This window comes from Caulobacter zeae (assembly GCF_002858925.1).
GTDB lineage: Bacteria > Pseudomonadota > Alphaproteobacteria > Caulobacterales > Caulobacteraceae > Caulobacter > Caulobacter zeae.
In genome coordinates this window covers 55,781-72,676 of sequence record NZ_PJRS01000017.1, presented here as the reverse complement: position 1 = coordinate 72,676, position 16,896 = coordinate 55,781, and the positions used below count along the sequence as shown (strand labels likewise).

The following is a 16,896-nucleotide window of genomic DNA, read 5'->3' as shown; positions in this document are numbered from 1 at the left end:
TGCACAACGGCCCGGCATGCCGCCTAATCATCTTCACGGATCAGGCGGGGGCCTGACCGGGAGTAAGGGGACAGGGACGACGTGACGCAGCATTTTCCGACGCGACAGCTTCGGTTCTTCCTGACGGCGCCAACCCCTTGCCCGTACCTGCCCGGCCGCCAGGAACGGAAGGTGTTCACCCACCTGCCCCTGTCCGACGGCCCCGGCGTCAACGACAGCCTGACCCAGGTCGGCTTCCGCCGCTCCCAGAACATCGCCTATCGCCCCGCCTGCGAGACCTGCCGCGCCTGCCAGTCGGCCCGCGCGCCCGCCGCGGACTACGAATTCTCGCGCTCCGAGCGCCGCGCCCTCAATCGCAACAACGATCTGGTCCGCTGCCTGGTCGAGGCCGAGGCCACGCTGGAGCAGTTCGAGCTGCTGCGCCGCTACCTCACCGCCCGCCACGCCGATGGCGGCATGGCCGAGATGACCTGGCCCGACTATGTGGCGATGGTCGAGGACACCGCTGTCCGAACGCACCTGATCGAGTACCGCCGCCCGTCGGTCGATCGCGGCCCGGGCGAACTGGTGGCCTGCGTGCTCGTCGACGTGCTCGCCGACGGCCTTTCGCTGGTCTACAGCTTCTACGATCCGACGCAGGAACGCCGGAGCCTGGGGTCGTTCATCATCCTCGACCACATCGTCCAGGCCCGCCTGACCGGCCTTCCTTACGTCTATCTGGGCTACTGGGTCCCGGGCTCGGAGAAGATGGCCTACAAGGCCAAGTTCTCGCCCCTGGAGATCCTCAAGCCCGGCGGCTGGTCGCTGATGTCGGCCCGCGAACGCGGCGCCCGCCCGCCCAAGGCCGCCCCGGCGCCGGCCGTGCGCGAGGTCGAACTGTCAGACGCCATCCCGCTGACCGAACTGCCGGCGGCGGGCAAGCCCTGACAAAAACCCTCTCTCTTTGAGAGAGGGAGGGGCCCGCCGCTCAGCGGCGGGAGGGTGAGAGGTTTCATCCTTGGCCGGCTTCACACCGGGACCCCGATCGCTGACGGCGCTTCGCGCCCCGCCAAGCTTTAACCCCTCACCCTCCCAGGCTACGCCTGCCCCCCCCCTCTCCCTCTGGGAGAGGGTTACTTCACCGTGACCAGGCCACGCCGCCGTCGACCGCCAGTGTGCCGCCGACCACGTAGTCCCCCGCTCGCGAGGCGAGGTAGATCGCAGCCGCCGCCATGTCCTCGGCCTCGCCGATGCGGCCGGCGGGGATGAACTTGGCCACGGCGTCGGCGTGGTCGCGGGCCGTGCGGTTCATGTCGCTGGCGAAGGCGCCCGGCGCGATGGCCGACACGGCGATGTTCTCCGGCGCCAGGCGCAGGGCCATGCGCTTGGTCATGTGGATCAGGCCGGCCTTGCTGGCGCCGTAGGGATAGGTCTCCTCCTTGGTCACCGACAGGCCGTCGATCGAGGCGATGTTGATCACCTTGGCCACCCGGGTCTTGGCCGCCTCGCGCAGCGGGGCCAGCAGGGCCTGGGTCAGGAAGAACGGGGTCTTCATGTTCAGGTCGACGGTCTTGTCCCAGCCGGCCTCGGGGAACTCGTCGATACCCGCGCCCCAGGCCGCCCCGGCGTTGTTCACGAGGATGTCGAGCTTCTCCTCGCGCTCGAGGATTCGCGCGGCCAGGCCCTGTACGCCCTCCATCGTCGAGATGTCGCCCGGCAGCGAGACGCACTCGCCGAACTGCGACAGCTCTTCAGCGGCCTCGTCGCAGGCGCCGGCCTTGCGGGCGGTGATGTAGACCCTGGCCGCCCCGTGGCGCAGGAAGCCCTCGACGATCATCCGGCCGATGCCGCGCGAACCGCCGGTGACGAGGGCCACCCGGCCCTCGAGCGAAAACAGATCCTGCATTTGATTTCCTCCGTCAGCCCGTTGGCGGGCCTTATTTTTCGGGCTTGGCCTATTTCTCTGGTTGGACCAGCGCCTGGTAGACCAGGGTGGAAGCACGGTCGCCAAGGTCGCGCAGGGCCGGGTCGCCGTCCTTGGCCAGCACGTGGATCATGCCCAGGAAGAAGAGGTCGTTCTCCGGGTCGATCCAGAACCAGGTGCCGGCCGCGCCGCCCCAGCTATAGGTCCCCTTCCCCGCCAGCGTGCCGGCGCGGGCCGGATCAGTGATCACCATGAAGTCGAGGCCGAAGCCCTTGCCGCTGGCCTTGGAGAACTCGGCCTTGGGATCGTCCAGGATCGCATCGGGCAGGTGGTCGGAAGCCATCAGCTTCACCGTGGCCGGCGACAGGATCCGCGCCCCGTCCAGTTCGCCGCCGTTCAGCAGCATCTGGCAGAAGCGGGCATAGTCGGCGTTGGTCGAGACAAGGCCGCCGCCGCCCGAGGCCACCACCGGCGGCTTGGTGACGTCCAGCACCATGAAGCCTTCGGCGGGGATGATCTTCTTGGTCTTGCCGTCCCACAGGTAGAGGCTGGCCAGGCGATCAGCCTTCTCGGCCGGTAGCCAGAAGCCGGTGTCCTTCATCTTCAGCGGCGCGAAGATCCGGGCCTGCATGAAGTCCGGCAGGCTCTGGCCCGACAGTTTCTCGACGATGAAGCCCTGGATGTCGACGCCGACGCTGTACTTCCACTGCTTGCCGGGCGGACCGTAGAGCGGCAGCTTGGCCAAGCGCTCTACGAACTCCTGGCCGCTCTTGGACCCCAGCACGTTGGTCGAGACATAGGCCTTGTCGACCGGGTTGTCGGGGTTGAGCCCATAGGCGAAGCCCGCCGTGTGGCTCATGATCTCGCGCATGGTCGGCGGTCGGTCGGCGGCCTCGGTGACGAACGAGCCGTCGGCGTTGACGCCCTTGTAGACACGCAGGTTGGCCAGCTCCGGCACGTACTTGGTCACCGGGTCGTCGAGGCTCCACTTGGCCTCCTCGAACAGGATCATCATCGCCACGCCCGTGACCGGCTTGGTCTGGGAGTAAATGCGGAAGATCGTGTCCTTGGTCATCGGCGGGCCGCCGAAGCCGCGCGCGCCGTAGGTCTTGAAGCTCACCACCTTGCCGTGGCGCACCAGCATGGTCGTCGCGCCCGGCAGGTGGCCGGTGGCCACCAGGTCCTTCATCAAGGCGTCGAGGCGCTTGAGCCGCTCGGGCGAGACGCCGACGCTCTCGGGAGCCGCCGCGACCAGCTGGTCCTTCGGCGCTGCCAGGGCGGGCGAGCCGCTCCCCCCAAAGGAAAGGGCGAGGGAGAGAGCCAGGGCTGTCGCCAACCCGAAACGCCGCCGCAAACCTTGTCCTGCCATCGCCTCACCCCAAACAGCCGTTTGAAGCGACCTTACCCAGGATTGCGAAAGGTGCAATCACGCAGGGGCGAGGCTGTGGGGGTTAACGAGGTACGAGGCCGACCTTGACCGCCCTCCCAGCCCGCCTTCCTCGCCCCTCTGGCGAGGAAGGCGAACGAAGATTGGGCGCGCCCTACTTCTTGTTCTTCTTCACGTTCGCGGCGTAGACCGCCAGGAACGTCGTTCCCACCCCGGCGAACACCGCGATCAGAGCGGCGAAGATCGCCACCGACTTCTTTGAGTCGCCGTCGGCGGCATGGGCCAGGGCCGGCGTCGCCAGCACGGCGGCCATGATCAGCAACGACTTGATGGTCTTCATCGATAGGCCCCCTCACAAATACTCGAGAGGGAGCTAACCCGCCCGCCACCGTCGCGCAAGGCGGGTCGAGCGTCTACTTGCCCGGGAACACGGCCTTGTCCGCCGCCTCGGCCATCAGGGCGTAGCCCGCATCGTTGGGATGCAGGTGGTCGCCGCCGTGGGTCTCTACGCGCAGCTGGCTCGGCTTGGCCGGATCGCGCAGCACCGCGTCGAAGTCGATGACGCCGTCGAACTCACCGCCGGTGCGGATCCAGGCGTTGACCGCGGTTCGCGTGGCCTCGCCCTTGTCGTGATAGTAGGCCGCGCCCTCGAACGGCGGGATGACGCCGCCATAGATCTTCACGCCCCGCGCGTGGGCCCGGGCGATCAGTTGGCGATAGCCGGCGATCAGATCTTCGGGCGTCACCACGTCGGCGGTGAAGCCCGGCTGCACGGCGCGGCCGATGTCGTTGATGCCTTCCAACACCACCACCGCCTTGACCCCCGCCACGCTGAGCACGTCCCGGTCGAAGCGCGACAGAGCGCTGGGCCCCGAGACCTCGCGCAGCAGCCGCCCGCCGCCGATGCCCATGTTGACGACGCTCCAGCCCTGCCCGCGCGCGGCCAGCCGCGCCGCCAGCTGCTCGGGCCAGCCCTTGTCGGCGTTCGGGGTCGAGCCGGAGCCTTCGGTGATCGAGTCGCCGATGGCCACCAGCACCGGCGGCTCGCCCTGCCCGCGCACTTCGACGCCGCTGACCAGGCCAGGACCTTTAAGGGCCTGCTCGCCCGGGATCGCGTCCTTGGCGACGTGGTTGCCGGGCGGCGCCACGAACAGGCGCACGCGGTGGCCGGCCGGGGCCTGGGTCCCGACGTAGAAGACCGCCGCCGAGACGTAGTCCATCGCCTTGACCGGCAGCGCCACCGGATCGCTCAGCACCGGCGCGCCAGGCGGGATCGTGAACTCGGCCTTGCCGCCCACCGTCACCGCGATCGGCGCGCCCAGGATCTTTCCGTCGGCGTCGGCCGGGGCCAGCGTGATCGCTCCCACCGCCAGCGGCCGCTCGTTCAGCTCGTTGGATAGCCGCAGCCGCACGGCCTCGCCGCCCGCGTTCAGGCGCATCACCTGGCGCACGGTGACGTCGGTGAAGGCCCTCGCCTCGCCCGGCCGGGCCACGGCCTGCGGCGCGATCGGCGCATTGCCCCAGGCGCTGCGCCAGGCCGGAGCTTCGGAGACGGCGGCCGGGCGGGCTTTCGGCGCGGCCAGCAGCGGCGCGGGCGCCAGCGCCAGCACCAGGGCGGCGGACAGGATCGTACGGTTCATCAGCGTTTCCCCACAACGGCGGTTGACGTTCGCCGCTTCGATGTTATTCTCAATATATCGATCAATTGTCCATATTGTGAGAATTGATCGATGGATCGAAGCTCGATCCTTCCCTGTTCTGCCTGACCTCGTACTTCCCCCTCTGAGGTCCAGGAGCGCCGGCCCCGCCGACGCTCCTTTCTTTTTGCCTGAACCTCAGGGCCTCGCCGCGCAGGTCGGCTCGCCACGCGCGGACGCATCAGCCTCGCCCCGCAGCACCAGCTTGGACGCCGGGACCTTCGCCCCCTTCAGCCCCTTGGCCACGATGCCGGCGGCCATGCGCGCGCCCAGCTCGTTGGGGTGGGTGGTGTCGTTGATCCCTTCGGGGTGGCTGGCGATCTTGTCGGCCGCCGAATAGATCATGAAGCGCTTGGCGCCCTCGGCCTCGCCCATGGCCTGCAACTTGGCCTGGCTTTCCTTGTCGAGATCGATCAGCGGGGTCTTCGTTTCCGCCGCCACGCGCCGCACGGTGGCCGAGTACGGACCGTGGGTGTCCTGGATCTGGCCATCCTTGAAGATCAGCTTGGCGATGGGGGTGATCAGCACCGGCTTGGCGCCGGCCGTGCGCACGTCGGCCACGAACCGGCGCAGGTTGTCGGCATAGGCCCCGTTGGGATCGGTGAAGCGAACGATCTTCTTGGTGTCGGCGTCGTTGTGGCCGAACTGGATCAGCACCGTGTCGTCGGGCTTCAGCTGCGCCATCAGCACCGACCACAGCCCCTCCTCCTGGAAGGTCTTGGTCGAGCGGCCGCCGCGGGCCAGGTTGACGATCTGGGCGTCGGGCTTCAGCGAGCACTTCAGCACCATGCCCCAGCCCATCTGCGGGAAGCTGCGGGCGCTGTAGTCGGCGGCGGTGGAATCGCTGGCGATGACGATACGATTCGGGTCTGCCAGGGCGGCCGGCGCCGCCCCGATGACCAGAGCCAGTGCGAGGGCGGCGGCGATTTTCATCAGCGGGTCTCCGCCAGGATTGAACGGTCGATCTCGGAGACGGAATTGACGCCGGTCAGCGCCATGGCCACCCGCATCTCCTTTTCCATCAGGTCCAGCAATTGGGTCACGCCCGCCTGGCCGCGGGCGGCCAGGGCGTAGACGGCGGCGCGGCCCAAGAGCACGCCCTTGGCGCCCAGGGCCAGCATCCGCACCACGTCGAGGCCCGAGCGCACCCCGCCGTCGGCCAGCACGGTCAGCTTGTCCCCCACCGCGTCGGCTATGGCCGGCAGCGCCTTGGCCGACGACAGCACGCCGTCGAGTTGGCGGCCGCCGTGGTTGGACACCACCACCCCGTCGGCGCCGATGTCCGCGGCGGCCTTGGCGTCCTCGGGATCGAGCACGCCCTTGATGACCAGCGGCCCCTTCCAGGACTGCCGGATCCATTCGAGGTCCTTCCACTGGATCGAGGGGTCGAAGTTCGCCCCCAGCCAGCCCATGAAGTCCTCCAGGCCCGTATTGCCCTTCAGCACCGGGGCGACATTGCCCAGGGTGTGGGGACGGCCCATGACGCCGACGTCCCACGCCCATTGCGGGCGGCCCATGGCCTGCAGGATGCGGCGAGCCCCGGCGTTAGGACCGCTCATGCCCGAATGGGCGTCGCGGTAGCGGGCCCCCGGCACGGGCATGTCGACGGTGAAGACGAGCGTGCTCGCCCCCGCCGCCTCGGCCCGCGCCAGGAGGTCGCGCATGAACGCCCGGTCGCGCAGCACGTAGAGCTGGAACCACAGGGCCCGGCTCGACGCGGCCGCCACCTCGTCCACGTCGCACACCGACACCGTCGACAGGCACAGCGGCACGCCCTTGGCCGAAGCCGCGCGCACCGCCTGGCATTCGCCGCGACGAGCGTACATGCCGGTGAGGCCCACGGGGGCCAGCACCACGGGCATGGACTGCTCCACGCCGAACAGGCTGGTCGCCGTCGAGACCCTGGACACGTCCTTGAGCACCCGCTGTCGCAGGGCCAGGTCGGCAAGGTCGGAGACGTTGCGGGCCAGGGTCCGCTCGGCGTAGGCGCCGCCGTCGATGTAGTCGAAGAGGAAGCGCGGCAGCTTGCGCCGCGCAGCCTCACGGAAGTCGGTAGTCGACGAGACGATCATGGAAGGACGATGCGCCTACTGCAGGTTCACGAACGCGCCGCCGTCGACCAGCAGGGCCGCGCCGGTGACGTAGTTGGCCAGGTCCGAGGCCAGGAACACGATCGGGCCGGCCAGGTCGTCGGGCTCGCCCAGGCGGCCAAGCGGAATGCGGCCGCTCATGTATTCGCGCTTGGCGACGTCGGCGAGGTCTTCCTTGTTGATCGCGGTCTCGATCGTGCCCGGCAGCACCGAGTTGCAGCGGATGCCGTGCTTGCCGAGCGCGATAGCGGTCGACTGCATCAGGCTGTGCACGCCGGCCTTGGTCGGGGTGTAGTGCGTCTGCATGCCGCCGCCGACCAGGGCGCTGATCGAGGAGACGGCGATGATCGAACCGCCGTGGCCCTGCTTGACCATCTGGTTGGCCGCCGCCTGCACCATGTAGTAGGCGCCGAACAGGTTCACCTTCATGGTCCGCTCCATCACTTCCGGCGGCATGTCCAGGAAGGCGTGGAACGGGCAGATGCCGGCGTTGTTGACGAAGACGTCGACCTTGCCGAAGGCCGCGACAGCGGCGTCGACGAAGGCCTGGGCGGTTTCGACCTGGGCCACGTCGCCCTTCACGGCGATGGCGCGACGGCCCAGAGCCTCGATCTGCGCCACGGCGTCGGCCGCGCCGGCCTCGTCGGAGTGGTAGTTGATCGCCACGTCGGCGCCATGACGCGCCGCGCCGATGGCGGCCGCCTTGCCGATGCCGCCCGAAGCGCCGGTCACCAGCACCACCTTGTCCTTCAGAAGCATAGTTCCTCCGTCATACATACGCGCGGGAGGCGTCAGGTCTTGGCGCCTGACCCCCGCTTGCCGTTCCAGCCCAGATCGCGGCTGATCGCGTCGGCGGCCAGGCGGATGTCGTCCACCAGCCCGCCCATCCGTTCATCGTCCATGTACTGAGCAGCGCCCGAGACGCTGATCGCGGCGACGATCTGACCGCCCGCCCCGCGCACGGGCGCGGCCACGCAGCGGATGCGGTCTTCGTTTTCTTCCAAGTCGAAGGCGATGCCGCGCTGGGAATAGTCGTGCATCCAGGCGATCCACTGTTCTTCGTTCGGCGCGCCGGCCGCGGCCGGGCCTTCCTTGCGATAGAGCGCGCGCCAGCGGCCCTCGTCGTCGTCCAGCACCAGGGCCTTGCCCAGGCCCGTCGAGCGGATCGGCTGGCGATCGCCCACGCGCGAGGAGATGTTGATGCGGCGGCGACCGGTCAGCTTGTCGAGATACAGAGCGCGGTCATCGTCGAGCACGCCCAGGTGGACGGTGTCTTCCAGCTCTTCCCACAGCTTTTCCAGATGCGGGCGCGCGATGCGCGGCAGGTCCATCTGCTGGCTGGCCAGGTAGCCCAGTTCCAGAAGCTTCGGACCCAGGCTGTAGCCTTCACGCGGGGTCTGGGTCAGCAGGCGACGCTCGACAAGGGCGGTGGCCAGGCGGTGCGTGGTGCTGCGGGTCAGGCCGAGTCGGGCCGCCAGCGCCGGCAGGCCGATGGCCCCCGCGTCGGCCACCACGTCGAGCACGTCCAGGCCGCGAAACAGCGTCTGGCTGCCGCTTGGGCTCTTGGTCGCCGCGCCTTCGTCGTCCGCCACCGGTTCCGCTCCCCTTGACGTGCTGGGTTTCATTTTGTAGCACTACCTCTCATAATATGGAACGCAAGACAAGGGCTCGCGTCAGCGACTCTTTCGGTCGCGGGGGTCCTGCGACAAGCGTGTCATACGATGTTCTGGGGAGGTAGCGCGAACATCCGTTCGCGTCGTTCGGCGGCCCCGCTGGCGCGCCTCCTCTAATAGGGGCAGATCCGGTCACGAGAGACCGGGCGATGGTTGGAGCACGAGATGCCGCTTCCCTTGATCAAGGCTGTTCGCGCCTATGTGGTCCGCGGGGGCGGCGCCGACTATCACGACCAGGGCGAAGGCCACTGGATCGACGACCACATCGCCACCCCGATGTCGCGCTATCCCGAGTACCGCCAGAGCCGCCAGAGCTTCGGCATCAACGTGCTTGGCACGCTGGTGGTCGAGATCGAGGCCGTCGACGGCACGATCGGCTTCGCGGTGACCACCGGCGGCGAACCGGCCGCCTTCATCGTCGAAAAGCACCTGGCCCGCTTCCTCGAAGGTCGTGATCCGACCGAGGTCGAGAAGATCTGGGACCAGATGTACTTCTCCACCCAGTATTACGGCCGCAAGGGCCTGGTCGTGAACGCCATCTCGGGCGTCGACCTGGCGCTCTACGACCTGATCGGCAAGCTGCGCCAGGAGCCGGTCTACGCCCTGCTCGGCGGCAAGGTCCGTGACGAGCTGACCTTCTACGCCACCGGCGCCCGTCCGGACCTGGCCAAGGAGATGGGCTTCATCGGCGGCAAGATGCCCCTGCACCACGGCCCGGCCGAAGGTGAAGAAGGCCTGCGCAAGAACCTTCTGGAACTCGAGACCATGCGCAACCGCGTGGGCGAGGACTTCTGGCTGATGTTCGACTGCTGGATGTCGCTGGACCTGAACTACGCCACCAAGCTGGCGCACAAGGCCCACGAGTACGGCCTGAAGTGGATCGAGGAAGCCCTCAGTCCCGACGACTACTGGGGCTATCGCGACCTGAAGAAGAACGCCCCTCCCGGCATGCTGGTCACCACCGGCGAGCATGAAGCCACCCGCTGGGGCTTCCGCATGCTGCTGGAAATGGAATGCTGCGACATCATCCAGCCGGACGTGGGCTGGTGCGGCGGCGTCACCGAGCTGATCAAGATCGCCAACCTGGCCGACAGCAAGGGCGTGATGATGATCCCGCACGGCTCGTCGGTGTACAGCTACCACTTCGTCATCACGCGCCATAACAGCCCGTTCGCCGAGTTCCTGATGATGGCGCCGAAGGCCGACGAGGTCGTGCCGATGTTCCATCCGCAGCTGATCGGCGAGCCCGTTCCGGTCAACGGCAAGCTCAAGCTCGGCGACGCGCCCGGCTTCGGCGTCGAGCTGAACCGCGACGTCGGCCTGCACCGTCCCTATCCGCGGTAAGCCGCGCCTCCCCTTCCCCCAATTTACCCCTAGAGCCAGAAGACCATGAAACTGTTGCGTTACGGCCCGCGGGGCGCCGAAAAGCCCGGCCTGCTGGATTCCGAAGGCAAGATCCGCGACCTGTCGGGCCACGTGTCCGACATCACCGCCGCGGACCTGACCCCGGAAGGCCTGGCCAAGATCGCCGCCATCGACCCGAGCACCCTCCCGGTGGTCGAAGGCTCGCCGCGCTACGGCGTGCCGATCGCCAATGTCGGCAAGTTCCTGGCCATCGGCCTGAACTTCGCCGACCACGCCAAGGAAGCCGGCCTGGAGCCCCCGCCCGAGCCGATCTTCTTCACCAAGGCCATCTCGTGCCTGAACGGCCCGAACGACCAGGTCATGCTGCCCAAGGGCGCCGAGAAGGGCGACTGGGAAGTCGAGCTGGGCGTCGTGATCGGCAAGCGCGCCCGCTATGTCGAGCAGGCCGAAGCCCTGGACTACGTCGCCGGCTACGTGCTGGTGAACGACGTCTCCGAGCGCGCCTTCCAGAAGGAAATGGGCTCGCAGTGGGACAAGGGCAAAGGCTGCGACACCTTCGGCCCCGTCGGCCCGTGGGTCGTCACCGCCGATGAAGTGGGCGACTGCCAGAACCTCGACATGTGGCTCGACCTCAACGGCAAGCGCATGCAGACCGGCAACAGCAAGACGATGATCTTCGGCGTCGCCGAGCTGATCGCCTACATGAGCCGCTTCGTCACCCTCGAGCCGGGCGACATCCTGACGACGGGCACCCCTCCGGGCGTCGGCGAAGGCCAGAAGCCGGAAAAGATCTTCCTGAAGCCGGGCGACGTCATGACCCTGGGCATCGAGAAGCTCGGCGAGCAGCGCCAGGAAGTCATCGCCTGGACCAAGGAAGGCGTCTCGTGACCGTTTACGCCAACCGTTTCGCAGGCCGCACCGCCGTCATCACCGGCGGCGCCTCGGGCCTGGGCAAGGAAACCGCCCGCCGCATCGTCGCCGAAGGCGGCAAGGTCGCCCTGTGGGACCTGAACGCCGACGCCCTGAAGGCAGCCGGCGAGGAAGTCGGCGCCAGCTTCACCTACGCTCTGGACGTCTCGGACGAGGCCCAGGTGGCCGCGGCCACCGCCGCCAGCGTCGAGGCCCTCGGCAAGATCGACGTGCTCGTGAACTCGGCCGGCATCACCGGCGCCACGGTTCCGGTGCACGAATTCCCGCTCGACAGCTGGAAGCGCGTCATCGACATCAACCTGAACGGCCTGTTCTACTGCTGCCGTTCGGTGGTGCCGCACATGCTGGCGGCCGGCTACGGCCGCATCGTCAACGTTGCCTCGGTGGCCGGCAAGGAAGGCAACCCCAACGCCAGCGCCTATTCGGCGTCGAAGGCCGGGGTCATCGGCCTGACCAAGTCGCTGGGCAAGGAACTGGCCGGCAAGGGCGTCATCGCCAACAGCCTGACCCCCGCCACCTTCGAAAGCCCGATCCTCGAGCAGCTGCCCGCCAGTCAGGTCGAGTACATGCGCTCGAAGATCCCGATGGGTCGCCTCGGCGAAGTCGAGGAAAGCGCCGCGATGGTCTGCTTCATGGCCAGCGAGGAGTGCAGCTTCACCACCGCCGCCACCTTCGACACGTCCGGCGGCCGGACGACCTTCTAGTTTGAGACCGGGCCCGCCCGTCCTTCGGGATGGGCGGGCCTGGACACTACGAGACCAAGGGGACAGGCATGGCGTACGCGGGTCCGATCATCGACGCCCACATGCACCTGTGGGATCTCGACAAGCACTACTATTCCTGGCTTCAGGACGTTCCCCTGCCGGGCAACCCGGCGGGCGACATGAGCCTGATCGCCGGCAAGAACTACCTGCCCGCCGACTACGCCGCCGACGCCCTGCCCTGGCGCGTCGAAAGCCTGGTCCATGTCGAGTGCGGCCTGCCCACCGACAAGCAGCTTTCCGAGACCGACTGGCTGGAAGGCCTGATCGCCGCCGGCGCGCCGATCGGCGCGATCGTCGCCGGCGCCAACCTGGACGACCCCAACGTCGAGGCCCTGCTTGAGGCGCACGCCTCGCGGCCGCACGTGCGCGGGATCCGCCAGATCGTCAATTTCCACGCGGACCCGGCCAAGACCTACGGCCCGTCCGACCTGCTGCTGAACGACCAGTGGCGCGCGGGCTTTAGCCTGCTGGCCAAGCATGGCCTGTCGTTCGACCTGCAACTCTACCCCGCCCAGATGGAAACGGCCGCAGCCCTGGCCGACGCCCATCCCGACATCGCGCTGGTGGTGAACCACGCCGGCATGCCGACCGACCGCGACGAGGCGGGCCTGGCGCTCTGGCGCTCCGGCATGGCCGCGCTGGCCCAGCGCCCGAACGTCACCTGCAAGGTCTCGGGCCTGGCGATGGTCGACCGCGCCTGGACGGTGGAAAGCCTGCGTCCGTTCGTCCTGCAGGTCATCGAGACCTTCGGCGTGGAGCGCACCATGTTCGCCAGCAACTTCCCGGTCGAGAAGGTGCACGGCAGCTTCGACGCCTTCTACTGCGCCTACGACGCCGTCACGGCCGAGTTCAGCGACGCCGAGCGCCAGCGCCTGTTCGCCGGCACGGCCGCCGCCGTCTACCGCATCGCCTGAAAACCAAGAAACGACGCCAGGAGGAAACCATGAGCACGCTGACCGAGGGCCGCCCGATCGCCTTCCGCATGCAGCTGAAGCCCGGTGTCGCCGCCGAGTACGAGCGCCGTCACGACGAGCTGTGGCCCGACCTGGCCCAGGCCCTGCGGGAAGCCGGCATCTACGACTATTCGATCTTCCTCGACGAAGAGACCATGAGCCTGTTCGCCGTGCTTCGCCTGAAGCCCGACAACAACAAGGACGCCCTGCCCCTGCAGCCGGTGATGAAGCGCTGGTGGGATTTCATGGCCGACCTGATGGACGTCCATCCGGACAACAAGCCGGTCGAATGGCCGCTCAAGCCCGTCTTCTACTTCGAGGGCTGAAGCAGTGATCAAGCGTCCCGCCCCCAAGACGATGGGCCTCCTCGGCCTCGCCGCCGCCCTCCTCGCCACGACCGCGCTGGCTGAACCGACGCGCTACGTCATGACGGCGTTCACCAACGCCAGCCAGTCGAACATGAGCGTGTACGACTCGGCCGACGGCTCGCGCTTCACCCTGCAGAAGCCGCTGGCCTACACCCCGCCCAAGGGGCTGATCCGCGATCCCAGCGTCATCAAGCGCAAGGACGGCTTCTACTACGTCGCCTACACCACCGGCTGGACCGGCAACACGATCGGCCTGGCCCGCAGCAAGGACCTGGTCGACTGGACCTTCCTGCGCGACGTCACCGTCGACGTCGCCGGCTCGACCAACACCTGGGCGCCGGAGTGGTTCGTCGACGCCGACGGTTCGGAGCACCTGATCCTGTCGGTCTCGACCACGGGCATCGCCGGGCAGTTCCAGCCTTACCGGATCACGGCCCAGGACGCCGAACTCTCGACCTGGAGCGCGCCGCGCCCGCTGTCAGGCATGGGTCCCAACTACATCGACGCCTTCGTCGTGCGCGAGGGCTCGCAGTACCAGGCCTTCGCCAAGAACGAGACCACCAAGTTCATCGAGCTCCTGACCGCCCCGTCGCTGGACGGCCCGTGGCAGGTCAAGGGCGGCGGCGACTGGGCCGGCTGGGGCAAGTTCCTCGAAGGCCCCGCCCTCACCCGCACCCCTGAAGGGGCCTGGCGCATCTATTTCGACGAGTACATGTCGAAGCGCTACTGGTACTCCGACAGCACCGACGGCTTCCGCACCTGGACGCCCAAGAAGGAGCTGCCCGAGCTGTCGGGCACGGTCCGCCACTTCACCGTGCTCAAGGAAGGCGGCGACCAGGCGGTCGCGGCCAAGCCTGCCGAAGCCCACAAGATCACCTGGGACAAGTACTCCCTGAAGGTCGACGGCAATCGCATCTATTCCTGGGGCGGCGAGTTCCACCCCTTCCGCGTGCCCAGCCCCGATCTGTGGCGCGACATCCTCCAGAAGATGAAGGCCAGCGGCTACAACACCGTCGCGATCTACATCGACTGGGGCTACCACTCGCCCAAGCAGGGGGTCTACGACTTCTCGGGCATCCGCGACATGGATCGCGTGCTGACCATGGCCAAGGAAGAAGGCCTCTACGTCATCACCCGCGCCGGCCCGTACGTGAACGCCGAGTTGACGCGCGGCGGCTTCCCCGGACACCTGGTCAACCAGCAGGCCCGCGCCCGCACCGATGCGCCGGAATACATCCAGGCCGCCGACGAGTGGCTGTCGCAGATCAACAAGGTCATCGCCCGCCACCAGCTGACCACCGGCCAGGGCACGGTCATCGCCCACCAGATCGAGAACGAGCTCGACGTCGTGGGCGCGCCGCAGCAGCGCTACATGCAGTGGCTGGCCGACAAGGCCCGCGCGGACGGGATCACCGTCCCGCTGTTCCACAACGACAAGGGCCGCAACGGCTACTGGGTGCCCAAGGGCTCCAACGTGCCCGGCGCGGTGGAAGGCCCGACCGACCTCTACGCCTTCGACGGCTATCCGGGCGGTTCGTGCAAGGTCGACTCGACCCCCTCCTCGCCCGGCGTGGCGCCCGACTGGGGCCTCTACGGCGCCGGCGGGGCCAAGGGCGGCGCCTCGGCCAGCCCCAACACGCCCGGCTTCGCGGCCGAGTTCGGCGGCGGCTGGTTCGACTACTGGGGCAGCAACGGCGACTACGACTGCACCGCCATCCATCGCGGCGTCGGCTACCAGCGGGTGTTCTACGGGACCAACATCGCCAACGGCCTGACGATCCAGAGCTTCTACATGACCTATGGCGGCACCTCGTGGGGCTGGTCGCCGGCCCCGGTGGTGTTCAGCTCCTACGACTACGGCTCGGCCATCGACGAGGCCCGCGGCCTGCGCGACAAGGCCCGCGTCATGAAGCAGATGGGCCAGTTCCTGAACGCCGTTCCGGACCTGACCCGCATGGACAAGGGCGAGGCCGTCGTTCCCTCGAACGACAAGGTCCGCGTCTATCACAACGTCAACGCCGAGACCGGAAGCCACCTCTATGTGGTGATCCACAACCCCAGCAGCGCCACCGGCGACGAGGCCTTCACCTTCAAGGTCAAGACCCGCGACGGCGAGTACGTGGTCCCCTCGCGGATCAAGGGCCAGGACAGCAAGATGCTGATGGCTTCGTACGACCTGGGCGGCCAGCGCCTCGTCTATTCGACGTCCGAGATCCAGACCCACCTGCCCTGGAACGGCGGCGACCTGGCCCTGATGTACGGCCGCGCCGGCGAGACCGGTGAAACCGTCCTGCGCTATGCCGAGGCGCCGAAGGTCGAGGTGGTGGAAGGCCAGGTGTCGTCGAACTTCGACGCGGCCAAGGGCGACCTGAAGCTCTCCTACAGCCACACGGGCCTGGCTCGCGTGCGCATCACCGGCGGCGGCCGTCCGCCGCTCGTGCTGCTGCTGGCGGATGAAGCCACCGGCCAGACCTTCTGGCGCCAGGACACCGCCGCCGGCCCCACACTGCAACGCGGCCCCGGCCTCGTCCGCTCGGCCAGCGTCAAGGGCGCGGTCCTGTCGCTGACCGGCGATACCGAAACCGAGAGCGCCCTGGAAGTCTTCGCCCCCAAGGGCGTGAAGTCCGTCCGCTGGAACGGCGCGGCCGTCGCCGCCAAGGCCACGGCTTCGGGCTCGTTGCTGGCGTCCAAGTCGCTGGCCGGCCCGACCGCGGTCACCGTGCCGGATCTCGCCAAGCTCGACTGGAAGACCGCCGCCGGCTCGCCGGAATCGGATCCGGCCTTCGACGACAGCGCCTGGGCCAAGGCCGAGGGCAAGCGCGGCGGCTCCACCGTGCGTCCGCCGACGGGCCAGCCGGCGCTCGACATGAGCACCCACGGCTTCCACCACGGCGACGTCTGGTATCGCGGCCGCTACAAGGGCCGCGCCGACATCGACACCCTGACCCTGCACTACGGCGCCGGCGGCGCTGGCATGATCCAGGTGTGGCTGGACGGCAAGTTCCTGGGCCAGCACGAACTGGACGGCGGCCTGCCCCGCCCGATCACCACGGGCGTGGCGACCTTCAAGCTGCCCGAAGCCCTGCGCGGCGACGGCGAGCACGTGCTGTCGGTGATGGTGCGCAACAACGGCCACAACTGGGACCTCGACGCCGACGACTTCCACAAGGAAGCCCGCGGCCTGGTCTCGGCCTCGCTGTCGAGCCCCACGAGCTACAGCTTCGCCGTGCCGATCAGCTGGAAGATCCAGGGCAACAAGGGCGGCGAAGACATCGCCGATCCGGTGCGCGGCCCGATGAACGAAGGCGGCCAGTACGGCGAACGCAACGGCTGGCACCTGCCGGGCTTCCCCGACCAGGCCTGGCAGAAGGCTGACATGGCGCAGACTGCGCCCTATGCCGGCACAACCTGGTATCGCACCAACTTCGACCTCGCCTTGCCCAAGGACCAGGACGTGACCCTGGGCCTGACGATCGGCGATCCGAAGACCCCGCGCTCGCCCGGCCGCTATCGCGTGCTGATCTTCGTCAACGGCTGGAACATGGGCCAGTTCATCGCCCATGTCGGCCCGCAGCGGACCTTCGTCCTGCCGACCGGCATCGTCGATCTGCACGGCAAGAACACCATCGCCCTGGCGGTGACCAGCGACGGCGCCCCCGGCGACGCCCTGGAAGCCGTCAAACTGGAAGTGCTGCGCAACGTGGAAGGCGGCGTGCCCGTCGCCCGCGTCCCCGCGCCGAACTACAAGCAGTAGGCCCCCGCCTAC

General features: G+C 68.2%; 15 protein-coding genes. 7 read left to right on the top strand and 8 right to left on the bottom strand.

Annotation, left to right across the window (positions count from 1 at the left end; all coding sequences use genetic code 11):
* Positions 1–81 precede the first annotated feature (81 nt).
* Entirely contained in the window at positions 82–927 is an 846-nt protein-coding gene (locus SGCZBJ_RS08610; protein WP_101717594.1) for an arginyltransferase, read from the top strand.
* 190 nt (positions 928–1,117) lie between these two features.
* On the opposite strand, the gene SGCZBJ_RS08605 is transcribed toward SGCZBJ_RS08610, so the two are convergent.
* From SGCZBJ_RS08605 to SGCZBJ_RS08570, 8 genes are all read right to left on the bottom strand, one after another.
* Complete coding sequence (locus SGCZBJ_RS08605; RefSeq protein ID WP_101717593.1) at positions 1,118–1,885, bottom strand: SDR family oxidoreductase; 768 nt, start codon at positions 1,883–1,885, stop codon at positions 1,118–1,120.
* A gap of 49 nt (positions 1,886–1,934) precedes the next feature.
* A complete protein-coding gene (locus tag SGCZBJ_RS08600; protein ID WP_101717592.1) occupies positions 1,935–3,272 on the bottom strand; it encodes a serine hydrolase domain-containing protein in 1,338 nt (445 codons plus the stop codon).
* 172 nt (positions 3,273–3,444) lie between these two features.
* Complete coding sequence (locus SGCZBJ_RS08595; RefSeq protein ID WP_101717591.1) at positions 3,445–3,630, bottom strand: hypothetical protein; 186 nt, start codon at positions 3,628–3,630, stop codon at positions 3,445–3,447.
* Between the two features lie 73 nt (positions 3,631–3,703).
* Positions 3,704–4,930 carry an SGNH/GDSL hydrolase family protein gene (locus SGCZBJ_RS08590; protein ID WP_101717590.1) on the bottom strand — a complete coding sequence of 409 codons (1,227 nt, stop codon included), beginning with the start codon at positions 4,928–4,930 and terminating at the stop codon, positions 3,704–3,706.
* A gap of 195 nt (positions 4,931–5,125) precedes the next feature.
* Positions 5,126–5,920, bottom strand: coding sequence for a rhamnogalacturonan acetylesterase (locus tag SGCZBJ_RS08585; protein ID WP_101717589.1), 795 nt, complete (start codon positions 5,918–5,920; stop codon positions 5,126–5,128).
* Positions 5,920–7,059 (bottom strand): FMN-dependent L-lactate dehydrogenase LldD, encoded by a 1,140-nt coding sequence (gene lldD, locus SGCZBJ_RS08580; protein WP_101717588.1) that lies wholly within the window; start codon positions 7,057–7,059, stop codon positions 5,920–5,922. The genes SGCZBJ_RS08585 and lldD overlap by 1 nt, the downstream gene beginning before the upstream one ends.
* A gap of 15 nt (positions 7,060–7,074) precedes the next feature.
* Positions 7,075–7,836 (bottom strand): L-rhamnose 1-dehydrogenase Lra1, encoded by a 762-nt coding sequence (locus SGCZBJ_RS08575; RefSeq protein WP_058350571.1) that lies wholly within the window; start codon positions 7,834–7,836, stop codon positions 7,075–7,077.
* A gap of 32 nt (positions 7,837–7,868) precedes the next feature.
* A complete protein-coding gene (locus SGCZBJ_RS08570; protein ID WP_101717587.1) occupies positions 7,869–8,702 on the bottom strand; it encodes an IclR family transcriptional regulator in 834 nt (277 codons plus the stop codon).
* Between the two features lie 213 nt (positions 8,703–8,915).
* Between SGCZBJ_RS08570 and rhmD the strand changes: the two genes are divergently transcribed.
* The 6 genes from rhmD (at position 8,916) to SGCZBJ_RS08540 (ending at position 16,884) form a co-directional block, all read left to right on the top strand.
* A complete protein-coding gene (rhmD, locus tag SGCZBJ_RS08565) occupies positions 8,916–10,094 on the top strand; it encodes an L-rhamnonate dehydratase (protein ID WP_101717586.1) in 1,179 nt (392 codons plus the stop codon).
* Between the two features lie 45 nt (positions 10,095–10,139).
* On the top strand, positions 10,140–11,003 hold the full coding sequence (locus SGCZBJ_RS08560; RefSeq protein WP_101717585.1) for a 2,4-didehydro-3-deoxy-L-rhamnonate hydrolase: 864 nt from the start codon (positions 10,140–10,142) through the stop codon (positions 11,001–11,003).
* On the top strand, positions 11,000–11,749 hold the full coding sequence (locus tag SGCZBJ_RS08555; protein WP_101717584.1) for an SDR family NAD(P)-dependent oxidoreductase: 750 nt from the start codon (positions 11,000–11,002) through the stop codon (positions 11,747–11,749). Before SGCZBJ_RS08560 ends, SGCZBJ_RS08555 begins: the two co-directional genes overlap by 4 nt.
* Before the next feature lie 68 nt (positions 11,750–11,817).
* Positions 11,818–12,723, top strand: coding sequence for an amidohydrolase family protein (locus SGCZBJ_RS08550; protein ID WP_101717583.1), 906 nt, complete (start codon positions 11,818–11,820; stop codon positions 12,721–12,723).
* 29 nt (positions 12,724–12,752) lie between these two features.
* Positions 12,753–13,088: an L-rhamnose mutarotase gene (gene rhaM / locus SGCZBJ_RS08545; protein WP_101717582.1), complete on the top strand. Its 336-nt coding sequence runs from the start codon at positions 12,753–12,755 to the stop codon at positions 13,086–13,088.
* 4 nt (positions 13,089–13,092) lie between these two features.
* Positions 13,093–16,884, top strand: coding sequence for a beta-galactosidase (locus tag SGCZBJ_RS08540; protein WP_240621455.1), 3,792 nt, complete (start codon positions 13,093–13,095; stop codon positions 16,882–16,884).
* Positions 16,885–16,896: the final 12 nt, after the last annotated feature.

Coding starts and splice junctions, on each gene's coding strand:
- SGCZBJ_RS08600 (WP_101717592.1), bottom strand. CDS start 3,272: ATGGCAGGACAAGGTTTGCGGCGGCGTTTCGGGTTGGCGACAGCCCTG.
- rhaM (WP_101717582.1), top strand. CDS start 12,753: ATGAGCACGCTGACCGAGGGCCGCCCGATCGCCTTCCGCATGCAGCTG.
- rhmD (WP_101717586.1), top strand. CDS start 8,916: ATGCCGCTTCCCTTGATCAAGGCTGTTCGCGCCTATGTGGTCCGCGGG.
- SGCZBJ_RS08585 (WP_101717589.1), bottom strand. CDS start 5,920: ATGAAAATCGCCGCCGCCCTCGCACTGGCTCTGGTCATCGGGGCGGCG.
- SGCZBJ_RS08605 (WP_101717593.1), bottom strand. CDS start 1,885: ATGCAGGATCTGTTTTCGCTCGAGGGCCGGGTGGCCCTCGTCACCGGC.
- SGCZBJ_RS08590 (WP_101717590.1), bottom strand. CDS start 4,930: ATGAACCGTACGATCCTGTCCGCCGCCCTGGTGCTGGCGCTGGCGCCC.
- SGCZBJ_RS08575 (WP_058350571.1), bottom strand. CDS start 7,836: ATGCTTCTGAAGGACAAGGTGGTGCTGGTGACCGGCGCTTCGGGCGGC.
- lldD (WP_101717588.1), bottom strand. CDS start 7,059: ATGATCGTCTCGTCGACTACCGACTTCCGTGAGGCTGCGCGGCGCAAG.
- SGCZBJ_RS08595 (WP_101717591.1), bottom strand. CDS start 3,630: ATGAAGACCATCAAGTCGTTGCTGATCATGGCCGCCGTGCTGGCGACG.
- SGCZBJ_RS08560 (WP_101717585.1), top strand. CDS start 10,140: ATGAAACTGTTGCGTTACGGCCCGCGGGGCGCCGAAAAGCCCGGCCTG.
- SGCZBJ_RS08570 (WP_101717587.1), bottom strand. CDS start 8,702: ATGAAACCCAGCACGTCAAGGGGAGCGGAACCGGTGGCGGACGACGAA.
- SGCZBJ_RS08550 (WP_101717583.1), top strand. CDS start 11,818: ATGGCGTACGCGGGTCCGATCATCGACGCCCACATGCACCTGTGGGAT.